Origin of the sequence: Tenacibaculum sp. SSH1-16 (genome assembly GCF_040104435.1) — a bacterium.
GTDB lineage: Bacteria > Bacteroidota > Bacteroidia > Flavobacteriales > Flavobacteriaceae > Polaribacter > Polaribacter mesophilus.
On the sequence record NZ_JBECOV010000002.1, the window covers coordinates 117,518 to 133,982 of the forward strand.

The following is a 16,465-nucleotide window of genomic DNA, read 5'->3' on the forward strand; positions in this document are numbered from 1 at the left end:
AATATCTTATTTTTTTACAAAATAAGTAATTCTTCACTTGTACTTATTACGCTTTTAATTTTACAGAGTGGCAAGTAACAAAAAAATGTTGGTACATTAAAAAAAAACTATAGTATTTCTATTAATCTACCCCTTTTTAACTCTTTTCTATAGTATTTCAAGCAGTTACATACACAAAATTAACGATTTATTTACAAACTAAACCATTTCTCCTCTAAGAGGTATTTGAAAATAATGCGTAAATTCTTCTTTTGAAAGCTTTTCTCCCAACAAATACATCATTTTAGCAATGGCTGTTTCGGTTGTAATATCCTTACCGTCAACGATACCAATACGTTTTAATTCTGAACTTGTTTCGTAGTGCCCTAAAATTACACTTCCTCCTTTGCATTGCGTTACATTAACAATGTAAATCCCTTTACTTACTGATTCTTCTAATAAATCAACAAACCATTTTTCAGTTGGTGCATTTCCTGATCCATAGGTCTCTAAAATAATTCCTTTTAAATCTGGAATATTCATAAAACTTCTCACTACAGACTCTGTTATACCAGGGAATAACTTTAAAATAGCTACATGATTATCTAAATTCTTTCTTACTATTAATTCTTTTTGATCTCCCCGAGGTTTGAGTAATAATGGGTAATTAAAATTTAAATGCACACCACTTTCTGCTAAGGGAGGATAGTTCATAGAAGCAAATGCTTCGAATTGTTCAGCATTTATTTTTGTAGTTCTGTTTGCTCTATATAATTTATATTCAAAATATAATCCTACTTCTTGAATTACTGGTTTGCCATTTTCATAGGCTGATGCTACTTGTATAGATGTAATTAAATTTTCTTTAGCATCTGTACGTAAATCTCCAATAGGCAATTGTGATCCCGTAAAAATCACAGGCTTTTGTAAATTTTCAAACATAAAGCTTATTGTAGACGATGTATACGACATGGTGTCTGAGCCCGTTAGCACTACAAATCCGTCAAACTTGTCATAATTATCGGAGATTATATCTGCTATTTGTATATAATAATGTACACTCATGTTTGATGAATCAATTGGTTCATCAAACGATATTGTATTAATTTCGCAATTAAGCTGCTGTAATTCTGGAATTTTACTTGAGATTTGACTAAAATCAAATGCTTTTAACGCTCCCGTATTATAGTCTTTAACCATACCAATAGTTCCGCCTGTGTAAACTATTAAAATTTTAGGTTGATTTGCCATTTTGACATTTTTTTATACCGTTAATAATTTGGAATAATTTATGTTGTAAATTTAACCAACAAAAATGATACAAAATTTTAAAACTATATAGATTATGATAGGATTTTATATTCTAATTGGTATTATATCTCTTTTCAGTTGGTTAGTGAGTAATACGTTAAAAAGAAAGTTTAAAAAATACTCTCAAGTTCATTTACGAAACGGGATGAGTGGTGCTGAAATTGCACAAAAAATGCTAGCTGATCACGGTATTTACGATGTTCAGGTAATTTCTACACCAGGTATGTTAACCGATCATTACAACCCTCAAAACAAAACTGTAAACTTGAGTGAAGCTGTGTACAACCAACGAAATGCTGCCGCAGCTGCTGTTGCTGCTCACGAGGTAGGGCATGCTGTACAGCATGCTAGAGCTTATCAATATTTACAAATGCGATCTAAACTAGTACCTATGGTAAGTATCACTTCTCGTTTTTCTCAATGGATGGTAATTGGTGGTATTGCTTTTGGTGCTGCTTCTGGTAGTACAGGTATTGGTTTTTATATTGCTTTAGCTGGTTTAGCATTTATGGCTTTAGGTACTGTTTTTAGCTTTGTTACCTTACCTGTTGAGTATGATGCGAGTAATAGAGCCTTAGCTTGGTTAGAAAATAAAAATATGGTTACTCGTGAGGAACTAGCTGGATCTAAAGACGCTTTAAAATGGGCTGCAAGAACGTATTTAGTAGCTGCTCTAGGTTCTTTAGCAATGCTATTGTATTGGGCTTTGCAAGTTTTAGGAAATAGGGATTAAAATTCAATGTAACAATTTGGAAATTTGATAATCTAATATAAAAAAACCGTTTTGATTTCATCAAAACGGGTTTTTTATATGTTCTTGTTTATCTATTCTAATTTCAAAAAAACTAGTCATTCAACTTCAACACTGCCATAAACGCTTGCTGTGGAATTTCTACATTTCCTACTTGACGCATACGTTTTTTACCTTTTTTCTGCTTCTCTAATAATTTACGTTTACGAGAAATATCTCCTCCATAACATTTTGCAGTTACATCTTTACGTAAAGCTTTTACAGTTTCACGAGCAATAATTTTTGCTCCAATTGCTGCTTGAATAGGAATATCAAATTGTTGTCTTGGAATCAGTTCTTTTAACTTTTCACAAATACGTTTTCCTATTGAATACGCATTACTATCGTGTAATAGAGCTGAAAGCGCATCAACTATTTGTCCATTAAGTAACATATCTACACGAACTAACTTTGACTTTTGCATTCCTATTGGATGATAATCGAACGACGCATATCCTTTAGATACTGTTTTTAATCTATCGTAAAAATCAAAAACGATTTCTGCCAACGGCATATCAAAAATTAACTCCACTCGCTCTGGAGTTAAATAAGTTTGATTTACAATTTGTCCGCGTTTTTCAATACAAAGCGACATTACTTGTCCTACAAAATCGGCCTTTGTAATAATTGAAGCTTTGATAAATGGTTCTTCTACCCTATCTAACTTTGATGGATCTGGTAAATCTGATGGGTTATTCACTATAATAACCTCATCAGGGTTTTTCTTCGTGAATGCATGGTAACTTACGTTAGGAACCGTAGTAATTACCGTCATATTAAATTCACGTTCTAGACGCTCTTGAATAATTTCCATGTGTAACATTCCTAAGAATCCACATCGGAAACCAAAACCAAGTGCTGCTGAACTTTCTGGTTGAAAAACTAAGGAAGCATCATTTAATTGTAGCTTTTCCATTGAAGCACGTAGTTCCTCGTAATCTTCAGTATCTACAGGGTAAATTCCTGCGAATACCATTGGTTTTACATCTTCAAATCCTTCAATTCTATCAGTAGTTGGATTGGCAAAATCGGTAATAGTATCTCCTACTTTTACTTCCTTCGCTGCTTTAATTCCTGTAATTAAATACCCTACATCACCTGTTTTTATTTCGTTTTTTACAACTTGGCTTAGTTTTAAAGTTCCTACTTCATCGGCTCCATACTGTCTACCTGTAGCCATAAACTTTATTTGTTGATTCTTTTTAATAGAACCATCAATTACTCTAAAGTAGGTTTCAATTCCACGATACGAATTGTATACTGAATCGAAAATCAATGCTTTTAAAGGTGCATCGGGATTTCCACTCGGTGCAGGAATTTTTTCAATAATTGCCTTTAAAATATTATCTACTCCAAAACCTGTTTTTCCACTTGCGTGAATTACATCTTCTGGCTCACACCCTAATAAATCAACAATATCATCTGTTACTTCCTCTGGGTTTGCTGAAGGTAAATCTACTTTATTTAATACTGGAATAATTTCCAAATCATTTTCTAACGCTAGGTATAAGTTAGAAATAGTTTGTGCTTGTATACTTTGTGCCGCATCTACAATTAGCAATGCTCCTTCACATGCTGCAATAGAACGAGAAACTTCATAAGAAAAATCTACGTGACCTGGAGTGTCAATTAGGTTTAATATATAATCTTCACCTTCATAAACATAATCCATCTGAATAGCGTGTGATTTAATGGTAATTCCACGTTCACGTTCTAAATCCATGTTATCAAGTAACTGATTTTGTTTTTCACGCTCAGTAACCGACCCTGTATAATCTAATAATCTATCTGCAAGGGTACTTTTACCATGATCAATATGTGCAATTATGCAAAAATTTCTAATGTTCTTCATTCAATGTAAAGTTTCTCAAGCCATTTCTAAATATGTAACATAAACTTTTATTAGCTCAATATCTAGAATGGATTCATTCGTCGTAATTCTAACTACTTGTAATTTGCAAAGATACTTTATTTGCAGGCTACTACAAACAAAATAAATAGCGAAAATTATACTCTTATTTAGGTAAGCATACTACCACATATACCTAATCCGATTATCAGATACAAAACAGCTAGTATATAAAATATTTTTGAGGCTGTTTTACTTTTTTTTCTAATAGATACTCCAATAACAGCTAGTAACACGGGTGGACCAAACATAATTAAACCTATAATTACGAATAAACCTGAAAGATCGCCTACTTCTAAAAATACCATATCCTTTTTCTTATATTTCTTGTCTTAACTTTTCTAAATATTCTTTTTTATCATCTCTATAAAAGAGATTCATTGTCTCAAAAGGAATAATTTTATTGTCTTTGTCTACTATATGCACGCATGATTTTTTTACCGCTCGTACATCAAAATTATAAGCATCAATAAACTGCATGATTATAACTCTAAATAAATTATCGTACCCTAACTCTGGCGCATCAATATTTGGTAAACAACACATTATTGATTTTAAATTTTCTTCTGCCACTTCAACAGAATTCCCCGTACTAAATAACTCTATCATTTTTCCGTGTAGCGCTTCATCTTGCTCATAAATAATGGTGTTTTTACTATTATCTAACAAATCATTGGGATTAATATATCTAGTTAACGGAAACACTTCTCCTCCCAATTTTAGAGCATATCCCATTACCAAAGCATCAGGATTACAAGGCACTGGAATTAAATCGTCAGCGTTGAAAACATCTGTTTGTTCCATTATTTTTCTTCTGACTTCTGTAAGCGTCATTCTATCTGTTTCAGGGTTGAAACTTTCTAACCTTCCTGCTATTTGTGTTGGTTGAAACGTAACCCCTCTCACACACTTTTGTTGCAAGGCATAATCAATTACTTTGCCTATTTCATGGTCATTTAATCCTTTTTGAAGCGTAACTACTAAAGTTGTTGATAGATTTAACCTATTCAAGTTTTCGATTGCTTGTCTGCGAATTTCATTCAAGTTTGCTCCTCTCAACTCTCTCAACACACTATCTTCAAAGGAATCAAACTGTAAGTAAATTTCAAAATCGGGTGTATAGGTTTTCAATCGTTCAGCAAAAGCAACGTCTTTCGCTACTTTAATCCCGTTAGTATTCAACATTAAATGTCGGATAGGAAGTGATTTTGCATAGTCTAAAATTTCCCAAAATTGAGGGTGTATCGTTGGCTCTCCTCCACTGATTTGTACTACATCAGGTTCTTTTTCATTTTTCACCACAGCATCTAACATCGCTTTTACTTCTTCTAGTGTTCGATGGCGTCCATACGTAGGTGATGAACCTGCATAGCAAGTAGGGCAAGTTAAATTACATCTATCGGTAACCTCAACAACGGTTAAACAAGAATGCTGTTCATGATCTGGACATAATCCGCAATCATAAGGACATCCATAATCTGTTTTTGTATTAAACGTATAGGGCATTTCACTAGGTTTGTTATAGTTTCTGATATTTTTATAATATTCAACATCATCTGCTATTAACACCTTTGAACTTCCATGTTCTCTACAACGCTTAAGCATATAAACCTTGTCGTCTTCAAATACAATTTTGGCATCTACTCTTTTTAAACATTCAGGACATAAACTCAATGTAAAATCGTAGTAGTTATATTTTCTTTCTGGCATTTTTTATTTTTAGAATTATAAATTTTGTGTAATATACATAACAAACTATACATAGTATTTGAATAGTGCTTAAACCAAAAATTAAAAAAGTATTGGGTTTTAAAAACTCTATACAAAAGCGAAAACCAAAATAAGCTAACATAAAAAACTTAAAAAGTTCTCCTGATTGTAAAATGTATTCTTTCTTTAGGTATTTTAAACTGATGAATAACCCTACTAAAAACACAAGCTCATATAATGCAACTGGGTGCCTTAATACTCCATCCCCTAAATCCATACCCAAGAAAGAAGCAGTTTCTCTTCCATAAGTAAATTCATTAATTCCACAAAGAAAACATCCTATCCTTCCTATAAAAATTCCTACAATTATTGGGAGCACAAACAAATCACCCGACGATTTTGTTTCTCCTATTATTTTTTTCGCAATTTCAACACCTAACAAGCCACCAAACAAGCCTCCCATAATTGTTTTTGTATTCAAAATTTGAATTATGTTTTCTGTAGAAAAAGTGACTAAAGGATTTTCTAACATTCCCACCAATCGAGAACCAATTAAAGCTCCAGCTGCAGCTCCTAAAATAATTGACAACCTATTCTGAGAAGAAATATCGTCTTCTTTTTTCTTACGCAAGAAAACATAATAACGAAAAGCTAAAAAAAATGCTAAATATTCTAAAACAAGATGAATATTAATCGTGTAACCGAACAAAATAGGCTCAAAAGGAAGTTTCAATAAAAAAGTTTGTGAGTTAAAAAGCGAAATATACATAATTACTCAAAAAAAAGTAACTTTGCAGCATGATAAAAATAGGTAACATAGAACTTCCTGATTTCCCGCTGTTATTAGCACCAATGGAAGATGTGAGTGATCCACCGTTTAGAGCTTTATGTAAAGAAAACGGTGCTGATGTGGTGTATACTGAATTTATTTCTTCGGAAGGATTGATTCGCGATGCAGCAAAGAGTGTAATGAAGCTAGATATTTACGAAAAGGAGCGCCCCGTGGGGATTCAAATTTTTGGCGCAAATTTAGATTCTATGTTACGTTCAGTTGAGATTGTTGAAAAAACGAATCCAGATATTATTGATATCAATTTCGGTTGCCCAGTAAAAAAAGTAGTTTCTAAAGGAGCTGGGGCTGGAATTTTAAAGGATATTGACTTGATGGTAAAACTTACCGAAGCAATGGTTAAACACACCAACTTACCTATTACTGTAAAAACTCGTTTGGGTTGGGACCATGATTCTATTCGAATTGTTGAAGTTGCCGAACGTTTGCAAGATGTTGGCTGTAAAGCAATCTCTATTCATGGGCGTACGCGTGCTCAAATGTACAAGGGTAATGCTGACTGGGCTCCAATTGCTGAAGTAAAAAACAACCCAAGAATGCATATTCCTGTGTTTGGAAATGGAGATGTTGATTCTCCTGAAAAAGCCATGGAAATGCGTGACAAATACGGATTAGATGGTTGTATGATTGGTCGTGCTTCTATTGGATATCCTTGGTTTTTTAATGAGGTAAAACATTATTTTAAAACTGGCGAACATTTATCTAAACCAACAATTTCTGAACGTGTTGACATGGCTCGTCGTCACTTAGAAATGTCTATTGACTGGAAAGGTGAACATTTAGGTGTTGTAGAAACAAGAAGACACTATACAAACTATTTTAAGGGAATTCCACATTTTAAAGAACACAGAATGAAAATGGTTACTTCTGACGATCCTAAAGATGTTTTTGCAGCTTTTGACGAAGTACAAGCTAAGTTTGGAAATGCAACGATTCCTGAAATAGGGTAAATAAAAACTTATCGTTCAATAAAACTTTTTGAAATCCTTGAACTTGCAATTTTTGCTGCTAAATATCCTAAAGCTGAAATTGTAACAACCACTACCAATAAGTTTATCCACTTAAACTCTACTGGGTATGCTAGATTTTGTGTAATCATTAGCAACTCAAAACGTTGTTGTATTATTACAATGATAACACCTAAAGCAATTCCTATTGTCATTCCTACAAGTGTTAGTAAGAAACCTTGCAGTACGAATATCTTTTTTATATTGTTTATACTACTTCCTAAATTAAACAGCGTTTTTAGGTTTTGACGTTTATCGATAATCATCATGATAATTGACCCTATCACATTAAACAAAGCTATAGCAACAATTAACGTAAAGATTAAATACGAAATGAAGTTTTCGGTATTAATCACTTTATAATATAACGTATTTAACTGTGCGCGGGTTTGCACTTTTAATTCATCTCCTAAAACATTTTGTAAGTTATTTTGGAATGTATCAAGATTTACCCCTTCTTTTAAGCGAAGTTCAACACCCGTAATTTGATTATCGTCGTATCCTAACAATTCTTGAGCAAGTGAAGTTTCAGTAAACACATATTTGTTCTGAAATTCTTCCGCACCTGTATATACTCCTACTATTTGTGTAGAAACAGATCGAAAAGCATTATTAGCATTGATAAATCCTTTTCCTGGTTTAGGCACTAAAATTTGAAGTGCTTCCCCAAAATTAAAAATACCCAGTGATAGTTTATACGATATTCCATACCCAACTACCGCCGTATTTTTATACTCTTCGTCAATCCAAGTACCTACTGTCAGCAAAGAATCAGTAGGAATAATTCTTGGATAATTAGAATCTACTCCTTTAATTTGAGCTATGTGCTCTTTGTTTTTATACTTTAAAAAAACACGTTCTTCCACTACTTTTGATGCAGCTTCTATCTCTTTGTTTTGCTGTAAAATACTATCTATTTTTTGAGAGTACAGGAAAGTCTTTCCTTTAGATGCGGTAATTTTTATATCGGGATCAGAAGCATTAAGTAATGAATCACTAAACGTTTTTAATCCTGAGAAACCAGATAATACAACAAACAAAGCCAAGGTACCAACTACAACACCAAAAACAGCTATTGCTGTGATTATATTTATTGCATTAGTACTTGTTTTAGAAAATAAGTATCTCTTAGCTATGTATAAAGGAAAGTTCAAGCATTAATAAATTTAGCTAGCCAAAATAACAAAAATTATTAACGTTTTTGACGACGAGGCAGAACATCTGGATTTTTTATTGGGTCTACATCTTCTCCTTTTAAAGACTTATCAATATCCTCAATATAATCCAAACTATCATCTCCAAAGAACAACAATTCTGGCATTCTTCGTAATTGATTTTTTGTTCGTTGTGCTAATTCATGACGAATTAAAGGTGTATTAGATTTTACTCCTTCAATAATTTCATCTCTTTTTTCTGAAGGGAATACACTTAAGTATACTTTTGCTACTCCCAAATCGGCAGTAACCGAAACTTTAGAAACCGATATAATCACTCCCTTCATTCCATCTTGAGCAGCACGTTGTAAAACGTCTACCAAATCCTGTTGCAACACTCCTGCTATTTTTCGCTGTCTATTTGTTTCTTCCATGCTGCAAATTTAAGCATAAAATTACGGAGTGTAAATTTTATTTTTTATGGCATACATAACCAAGCCCACTCTATTTCTTACATTTAACTTTGTAAATAGACTATCTCGATAACCGTCTATAGTTTTTGGACTTAAAAACATTTTTTCAGCAATCTCTTTGTATGTTAATTCCGAGCATGCTAGCTTCATAAAAGTTATTTCATTATCCTTAAACGCTAGGTTATTTCGTGAGTTCTTTCCTGAAACGGAATCTAACAATAACGTGGTAACATTTCTGGTATGATAAAATCCGTTGTCCATCATTTCTAACAACGCTTTCTCTAAAATTTCTTTCTTAGTATCTTTTAGCAAGTACCCTACAGCACCAGCTTTTAACATTTTTAAAATAGTGCCGTCAGCGTCCTCTACAGACAATGCCATAACATGTACTTGTGGGTAGTTATTCACTATCCACTCTGTAGTTTCAATACCGTTCATCACAGGCATATTAACATCCACTAAAACTAAATCTGGTATATTTTTAGGTGATGCCAAAAACTTTTCTTCAACTTCTTTACCATTTTTGCAAGTGTAAAGCACCTTGAATTTATCAAAAGTATTTACCATACCTTCAATAGCTTGTGATAATAACGTATGATCATCTACAACAACAACTGAGTATTTCATAATTTTTGTGGGTTATATTTCGTTATTAGTTGTTGGGGAAATACACTAAAGTTCTTTAAATATAGTAATTTATTATTAAACCTGTACCTTTTTGGGGCTCTGACATAAACTTTGTTTCCGCATTAATTAGTTTTGCTCTTGCTTTTATATTCTGCAATCCTAAGCCTTTAAATCTAGCTCTTTCCATATCAAAGCCTACTCCATTATCTTGAGCTTTTACCTCTATTGAATCTTCTTTATAACTCAAAAACACATCTAATTTAGATGCTTTAGAATGCTTTATAGTATTAGAAAAAAACTCTTGAAGGATTCTAAAAATTACTATTCCATGCTTTTGATTTATTTCTATTTCTTCTCCTATTACTCTTAAACTTGCTTCGATATAATTCAATCTATTGAATCGTTCAATCTCTAATTCTAAAGCTTTTCTTAATTTTATATTATTAATAAAATCAGGATTAATTATTTTTGATAAGGCTCTTACTTCTGTTAAACTTTTTGCTATAATTTCTGAGATTTCTCCCATATTGTCAGGAGAGGCATGTTGTAATTGTATTTTTGCTAAAGTTAGGAGTTGACCTATATTATCATGCAACTCCCAACTAATATTTCTTAAAGTCTCTTCTCTTATTTCTATTTGAGTTTCAGCAATTTCACGTTCGTAACGTTTTTTATTTTTATCCCTTTCTTGTAACAATTTATTCTTACGACGTTGAAACACCGTAAATAATGTTATCAAAAAAACAATAATGATAACAATTACTATCGTAGTCACTATTAATATTCTACCCTCCTGCTGCTCCATAATAACCCAAAGGATATAATAATGTTCATTAAAACAATTAAAGAGTATAAAATTGGTAACAAATCTCTGTTTTTCATATAGCTCCAAAAACTAAAAAAGGGAATAGCTGGTAAATGAAAAACAAGAAAACCAACTGACACCCAAAAAGGTAACAACTTTTTATAATTTACAATTTCATTAGATAATAATAATTCTCTTAAAAATAAGAAAACCATGACTCCTACGTTTAGAGACCCTACTATCCCTGTATAATGTATATAGTCTTTATCAAAAAAGGCAGCTACCCAAAAAACAATAAAAAAACTTAGCAATAGATATGATATCTTAAGATATTTTCTTTCCTTTAGAAGGTTCCTGTACAGGAAGAAAATTATAAAACACTCAAAAAAGGCATGAAAATAATAAATCCAGAAATTAGGTTTCTTTACAAGACTAAGATATAACCCTATCAATTCCACAAAAAATGTCACCACTAAAAATAGTGTTAGTAACTTCATAAAAGTTGTCCTCCTATTTACTAGGAAAAAGCAACTTAAAAGTGCTACTAATAATTGTGAATATAAAGATATAGGAATATCCAATACTTGCATCATTAAACAATCTTAATATGGAGGTACTAAATTTGAACGGTTACCTGCTCCGCTTAATAATTCTTCATCTAAAGGTGAAGCAAACATAAATCCTGCTTTATTTTCTCTCACAGTTTTGAATCTATAATTGTAATCATCTCTCTTCCCCTTCTCAAACTCTTCTCTTGTATTGTATATCCATTTATACCCATGCTTTTCTAGCATTTCTTTAAATGTTACTAATTTTCCTTGTTTTGCAGATTGTACAGGGTCAAAAGCTATTTGTTCTCCATTAACTGTAGTTGTAGGAATATAAATTAAGCTACTATAGTTTTTTCCAGTATCATTATGATTTTCTTTAGCTGTAGAGATAAAACTAATCCCCGTAATTTTAATTTTTGCTTTTTTACTCAAATTTTCTACATGTCCCAAGTACTTTTTGAACTGTACAAAATCAAATGTGTTTGCACGTGTATCTTCATACCCTAAAGCTTCTTCTAGCGGGGCTATTCTTGTTCTATCATAACTTGATAGCATTTGAATAACTTCCTTGTAGTTTAGCATTTCTTTTGTTCTTCCTTCATCAGAATAACAAAAAGTACCTTCTGGTACTTGAGACTGCCAATCATCACAATCGCATTTATTGCCATTTATCTTATCACATGAAATAGCAAAACTCATTACAAGAGTTAACAATAATAATTTAAGTCGGTTAGTGTTTTTCATAATAAAATTGATTTTTTGATTTTCTAAATATAAAGGCTTATTTCTTAATAAAAAAAATAGAATCGTGCAGAAACCTTTTAAAACCTGAGTTATCAACTGGTTACTTCACCTTCTACAACCCACAAACAGGAAAAACCCCTTACCTCTACAAATGTTTTAACTATTCATTTTTCATGGCATATACTCTTGTTTTTTTATGAAGCTTTTAAGAAGACTTTTTATTACTTTTACCTTATGAACAAAATTGAACATATTGGCATAGCCGTTAAAGATTTAGAAAAATCTAACTCATTATTTGCTTCTCTTTTTGGAGAATCACATTATAAAATTGAAGAAGTTGCTAGCGAAGGTGTAAAAACTTCATTCTTTAAATCAGGACCTAATAAAATTGAATTATTAGAAGCTACGAAACCTGACAGCCCTATAGCCAAGTTTATAGAAAAAAAGGGAGAAGGAATTCATCACATTGCTTTTGCTGTTGATAACATAAAAGAAGAAATTAAACGTTTACAAGGTGAAGGTTTTACAGTTTTGAATGAAACTCCTAAAAAAGGAGCTGATAATAAACTAGTAGCTTTTTTACATCCTAAAACTACCAATGGTGTACTTATTGAGTTATGCCAAGAGATAGAAGAATAGGAAGTATTTAAAAATTAAATATTTGTATCTTGCAACGCCTTAAAATCAGTATTTACTAATGACAACCTCTTTTGATTCTTTTCAAAAACGCCGATTACAATCTTCATACATATCAGTAGTAGTAAGTATTGCACTTGTACTTTTTATGATTGGTGTTTTAGGCTTAGTTCTTTTAAAATCAACAAAAGTTGCAAATCATTTTAAGGAAAAAGTAGTTATGACACTTTTCTTAAAAGATGAAGTTGCTGATAAAAATATTAAAAGTCTTAAAGAGTCTATTAAAAAAGAAGAATTTGTTAATAAGGTAGTTTATATTTCTAAAGAAGACGCCGCCAAAGAGTATAAAAAAGATTTAGGTGAAGATTTTTTACAATTTTTGGGAGATAATCCCTTAAAAAATGGAATAGACATTTATCTAAAAGCAGATTTTGTGACTCCTGAAAAAATGAGTGAGCTTGAAAAATCTTTTGATAAAAACAAGTTTGTAGACGAAGTAAGTTACGACAAACCGTTAGTACAATTACTTACCAAAAATATTCAACGTATTAGTTTTTGGCTCTTAGTATTAAGTGGTTTTTTCGGGTTGGTTGCTATTATTTTAATAAACAGTTCTATCCGATTATCGATTTATTCAAAACGATTCAATATAAAAACCATGCAAATGGTAGGTGCTACAAAAAGCTTTATTCGTAAACCTTTTATTTGGCAAAGTATAAAACTAGGATTACTAGGAGCTTTTATAGCAATAAGCGGGTTAGGTATTTTAATTTATTATGTAGATAAATACATACCTACATTAGAATTACTCACAGATTACGTTGCATTAGGTTATGTAGCTGGTGGAGTTATATTGGTTGCATTTTTTATTACATGGATTAGTACCTTCTTTGCTACACAACGATTCTTAAATTTACAAACTAACGATTTGTATTACTAAAATATTTATGAAAAAAGACAATTCACCAAAACAAGAATTTCTATTCGGTAAACGAAATTATATCATTATGCTTATTGGTATCGCTGTAATTGCCTTAGGATTTATTTTAATGGCAGGTGGCGGTAGTGATGATCCTAATGTGTTCAATCCAGAAATATATAGTTGGCGTAGAATTCGTTTAGCTCCTACCTTGGTAATTATCGGATTGGGTATAGAAATTTATGCTATTTTTGCCAATCCTAAAAAATAAGCATGGATTTATTAGAAGCAATTATCCTTGGAATTATCCAGGGTCTTACTGAATTTTTACCTGTATCCTCTAGTGGTCATTTAGAATTGGCAAAAGCTTTATTTGGAGACACTTCTGTACCTCAAGAGAGCTTAACTTTTACCGTCGTATTACATGCTGCAACAGCATTAAGTACTATCGTAGTGTTTAGAAAAGAAATTGCTGAGATTTTTAGAGGTTTATTTCAGTTTAAATGGAATGAAGAAATGCAATTTTCTGTAAAAATTGTGCTGTCTATGATTCCTGCTGTGGTAATTGGTTTAGCCTTTGAAAAGGAATTGGAAAGTTTTTTTGGAGGAAAAGTATTATTAGTAGGTTTTATGCTTTTAGTAACTGCTGTATTACTTTTATTAGCTGATAAAGCTAAAAACACAAACAAAAGTGTTTCTTTTAAAAGCTCAGTAATTATAGGAATCTCTCAAGCTATTGCCATGTTACCTGGAATTTCACGTTCAGGAGCTACTATTTCAACATCTGTATTATTAGGTGTAGACCGAACTAAAGCTGCTCGTTTTTCTTTTTTAATGGTGGTACCTTTAATTTTAGGAAAAGTTGCTAAAGATATTTTAAGTGGAGATATTAACTTTCAAAGCTCAGAGATCGTTCCATTATCTGCTGGATTTGTTGCTGCTTTTATCTCTGGATTATTAGCGTGTACTTGGATGATAGCCTTAGTTAAAAAGAGTAAATTATCATATTTCTCATTATACTGTGCTATTGTAGGTTTAATTGCCATTGGCTATTCTTTATTTTTCTAGATGACTGCAGAAGATTACAAAAACGGACAGGTTTTACTAATTGATAAACCTTTAGAATGGACTTCCTTTCAGGTAGTAAATAAACTTCGCTGGCATATTCGTAAGCATTTTAATATCAAAAAAATTAAAGTGGGACATGCCGGAACTCTTGATCCTTTAGCTACTGGCTTGTTAATTATTTGTACTGGAAAACAAACCAAAAACATTAACAAATATCAAGGGCAAGTAAAAGAATACACAGGTACGTTTGTTGTGGGTGCTACCACTCCTAGTTATGATTTAGAAACTGAAATTAACGAAACTTTCCCTACAGAGCATATAACAGAAGAGTTACTACACAAAACTACTGAGCAGTTTATTGGTAAAATTCAGCAAAAACCACCAATTTTTTCAGCTATTAAAAAAGATGGAAAGCGTTTATATGAATTAGCTCGAAAGGGTGAAACTACTGAAATTAAGGCTCGCGAAGTGGAAATCAACGAGTTTGAAATCACCAAAATTGATTTACCTAACGTAGAATTTAGAATTGTATGCAGTAAAGGAACTTATATTCGCTCTATTGCCAACGATTATGGGGAAGCGTTAAATTCTGGAGCACATTTATCTGTATTACGAAGAACCAAAATTGGAGATTTTTCTGTTGATAACGCACAAAGTGTTGATGAGTTTATCAATAGCCTATAAAAATCTACTATACCAGCTTTCTGTAATAGGTACTTCCCAATAATTTTCTAATTCTATTTTAGTTTGCACTAAATTATCAAAAACTATTGTTTTAGCTGATACAGACTTCTTTTTAAGCAGCTTTTTAAACTCTTTGACGTCTTTGTACTGAATAAATTCTCCTTGCTTAAAACACACATTCATTTTATCTAACAACTCCACTTCATGTTCCTTTTGTAGTTGTAAAATAAATGCCACTTGTTTATCAATATCTTCATTCGTTAATACTAAACCTTCTTCAACAGAAAAAATAATGAAACGATTGTATTTTAACTCAAAAGAAGCTTTGAAATCAGTATCTTCAGGCTTCCACTCTTCTACAAAATGGTGTAATTTTTCTTTTAGCCCGTCAATTTCTTGTGGGTAAAATTTTCGACTTGATGGGTATACCCAAACTTTTGCCTCTTCTGATAAACTACTGAATTCTACAAACATATTTATTCATTATGAGCGCAAAGATACAGAAAACAATTCCCCTTTTTGATGAAAAACAAAAAGGGGAATTTCTAGCTTGATTATACACTTTATTACTGAAGCATTGATATAAGATCTTCTTGTGTATTTTCTCCTTTATTTTTATTGTACCAAACTTGTAAATCTGTTTTAAAATCAGCATCTAAACTACCATGTTTTTCTTTATAATCAACAACCATTTTTGTTGCTTCGGTAGGTCTTGGTCCCCAAGTATTGATTACTTCGTTCTCTTTATTTAAAGCAATCAATTTAGGAATTGATCTTCCTCCATTCGTTAAAAATTCATCCATCAACTCTAAGTTTTCGTCTCGTAAAACTAGTTTTAAATTAATGTTTGGATTTTCTTCTGCTATTTTATTTATTACCGGTAGGTTTTGCGCTGCATCACCACACCATCCTTCAGTTAACACTAACCAAGTTTGCGGCTCTTTTACATCTTTAATTTTAGCTAGTGTTTCTTCGGTTAATTTTACCGTTTTGTCTAAACGTTTCATACGTTTATCATTTAACTTACTATAGTTTAATAAATCATCTGATTGATTAGGTCCTGTAGATTTTCCTTGTGCTATTAAGTCACTTACTAAATCTCTATATTCACTATAAGAGAATGCCTTTTCTAAGCTATTTTGAATAATTTTTTTCATCGTAAATGTATTGTTATTACAAAAGTATTTTATCTATAATAAATCTTAGGTAACCTAAGTTACAATTCATTATAAAACTTGAATAACATAG

19 protein-coding genes are annotated in these 16,465 nt (G+C 31.7%); 7 read left to right on the plus strand and 12 right to left on the minus strand.

Annotated features, from left to right (window positions below; all coding sequences use genetic code 11):
• Positions 1-198: 198 nt before the first annotated feature.
• Positions 199-1,230 carry an asparaginase gene (locus ABMY20_RS03175; protein ID WP_047789986.1) on the minus strand — a complete coding sequence of 344 codons (1,032 nt, stop codon included), beginning with the start codon at positions 1,228-1,230 and terminating at the stop codon, positions 199-201.
• Between the two features lie 94 nt (positions 1,231-1,324).
• On the opposite strand from ABMY20_RS03175, the gene ABMY20_RS03180 reads away from it, so the two are divergent.
• Complete coding sequence (locus ABMY20_RS03180) at positions 1,325-2,023, plus strand: zinc metallopeptidase (protein WP_047789985.1); 699 nt, start codon at positions 1,325-1,327, stop codon at positions 2,021-2,023.
• 112 nt (positions 2,024-2,135) lie between these two features.
• On the opposite strand, the gene lepA is transcribed toward ABMY20_RS03180, so the two are convergent.
• The 3 genes from lepA to ABMY20_RS03195 form a co-directional block, all read right to left on the minus strand.
• The gene (gene lepA / locus ABMY20_RS03185; RefSeq protein WP_047789984.1) at positions 2,136-3,932 is read right to left on the minus strand and encodes a translation elongation factor 4; all 1,797 of its coding nucleotides are present in this window, start codon (positions 3,930-3,932) and stop codon (positions 2,136-2,138) included.
• Between the two features lie 375 nt (positions 3,933-4,307).
• Complete coding sequence (locus tag ABMY20_RS03190) at positions 4,308-5,699, minus strand: radical SAM protein (RefSeq protein ID WP_349264630.1); 1,392 nt, start codon at positions 5,697-5,699, stop codon at positions 4,308-4,310.
• Positions 5,680-6,432 carry a prolipoprotein diacylglyceryl transferase family protein gene (locus ABMY20_RS03195; RefSeq protein WP_349264631.1) on the minus strand — a complete coding sequence of 251 codons (753 nt, stop codon included), beginning with the start codon at positions 6,430-6,432 and terminating at the stop codon, positions 5,680-5,682. Before ABMY20_RS03195 ends, ABMY20_RS03190 begins: the two co-directional genes overlap by 20 nt.
• A 65-nt stretch (positions 6,433-6,497) precedes the next feature.
• On the opposite strand from ABMY20_RS03195, the gene dusB reads away from it, so the two are divergent.
• Positions 6,498-7,499 (plus strand): tRNA dihydrouridine synthase DusB, encoded by a 1,002-nt coding sequence (gene dusB / locus ABMY20_RS03200; protein WP_047789981.1) that lies wholly within the window; start codon positions 6,498-6,500, stop codon positions 7,497-7,499.
• 8 nt (positions 7,500-7,507) lie between these two features.
• On the opposite strand, the gene ABMY20_RS03205 is transcribed toward dusB, so the two are convergent.
• From ABMY20_RS03205 to ABMY20_RS03230, 6 genes are all read right to left on the minus strand, one after another.
• Positions 7,508-8,710 (minus strand): ABC transporter permease, encoded by a 1,203-nt coding sequence (locus ABMY20_RS03205; RefSeq protein WP_167712975.1) that lies wholly within the window; start codon positions 8,708-8,710, stop codon positions 7,508-7,510.
• Between the two features lie 38 nt (positions 8,711-8,748).
• Complete coding sequence (gene rbfA / locus ABMY20_RS03210; RefSeq protein ID WP_047789979.1) at positions 8,749-9,144, minus strand: 30S ribosome-binding factor RbfA; 396 nt, start codon at positions 9,142-9,144, stop codon at positions 8,749-8,751.
• Positions 9,145-9,165: 21 nt separating this feature from the next.
• Complete coding sequence (locus ABMY20_RS03215; RefSeq protein ID WP_082118668.1) at positions 9,166-9,813, minus strand: response regulator transcription factor; 648 nt, start codon at positions 9,811-9,813, stop codon at positions 9,166-9,168.
• 52 nt (positions 9,814-9,865) lie between these two features.
• Complete coding sequence (locus ABMY20_RS03220; protein ID WP_349264632.1) at positions 9,866-10,585, minus strand: ATP-binding protein; 720 nt, start codon at positions 10,583-10,585, stop codon at positions 9,866-9,868.
• A 2-nt stretch (positions 10,586-10,587) separates the two neighbouring features.
• Positions 10,588-10,926: a hypothetical protein gene (locus tag ABMY20_RS03225; protein WP_349264633.1), complete on the minus strand. Its 339-nt coding sequence runs from the start codon at positions 10,924-10,926 to the stop codon at positions 10,588-10,590.
• A 291-nt stretch (positions 10,927-11,217) separates the two neighbouring features.
• Positions 11,218-11,910, minus strand: coding sequence for a hypothetical protein (locus ABMY20_RS03230; protein WP_349264634.1), 693 nt, complete (start codon positions 11,908-11,910; stop codon positions 11,218-11,220).
• 234 nt (positions 11,911-12,144) lie between these two features.
• Here ABMY20_RS03230 and mce point away from each other — a divergent pair, with 234 nt between their 5' ends.
• From mce to truB, 5 genes are read left to right on the plus strand one after another with little or no spacing between them, the layout of a single operon-like run.
• Positions 12,145-12,549, plus strand: coding sequence for a methylmalonyl-CoA epimerase (mce, locus tag ABMY20_RS03235; protein ID WP_125065953.1), 405 nt, complete (start codon positions 12,145-12,147; stop codon positions 12,547-12,549).
• A 58-nt stretch (positions 12,550-12,607) separates the two neighbouring features.
• Positions 12,608-13,486, plus strand: a complete 879-nt coding sequence (locus ABMY20_RS03240) for a permease-like cell division protein FtsX (RefSeq protein WP_073182105.1) — start codon at positions 12,608-12,610, stop codon at positions 13,484-13,486.
• 7 nt (positions 13,487-13,493) lie between these two features.
• A complete protein-coding gene (locus ABMY20_RS03245) occupies positions 13,494-13,736 on the plus strand; it encodes a DUF3098 domain-containing protein (protein WP_047789969.1) in 243 nt (80 codons plus the stop codon).
• A gap of 2 nt (positions 13,737-13,738) precedes the next feature.
• Entirely contained in the window at positions 13,739-14,533 is a 795-nt protein-coding gene (locus tag ABMY20_RS03250; protein ID WP_173358872.1) for an undecaprenyl-diphosphate phosphatase, read from the plus strand.
• Entirely contained in the window at positions 14,534-15,217 is a 684-nt protein-coding gene (gene truB / locus ABMY20_RS03255) for a tRNA pseudouridine(55) synthase TruB (RefSeq protein WP_073182108.1), read from the plus strand. It begins immediately after the preceding gene.
• On the opposite strand, the gene ABMY20_RS03260 is transcribed toward truB, so the two are convergent.
• Positions 15,212-15,691 carry an ABC transporter ATPase gene (locus ABMY20_RS03260; protein ID WP_073182110.1) on the minus strand — a complete coding sequence of 160 codons (480 nt, stop codon included), beginning with the start codon at positions 15,689-15,691 and terminating at the stop codon, positions 15,212-15,214. The genes truB and ABMY20_RS03260 overlap by 6 nt on opposite strands.
• Positions 15,692-15,783: 92 nt before the next feature.
• Positions 15,784-16,374 (minus strand): thioredoxin family protein, encoded by a 591-nt coding sequence (locus ABMY20_RS03265; protein ID WP_047789965.1) that lies wholly within the window; start codon positions 16,372-16,374, stop codon positions 15,784-15,786.
• Between the last annotated feature and the right edge of the window lie 91 nt (positions 16,375-16,465).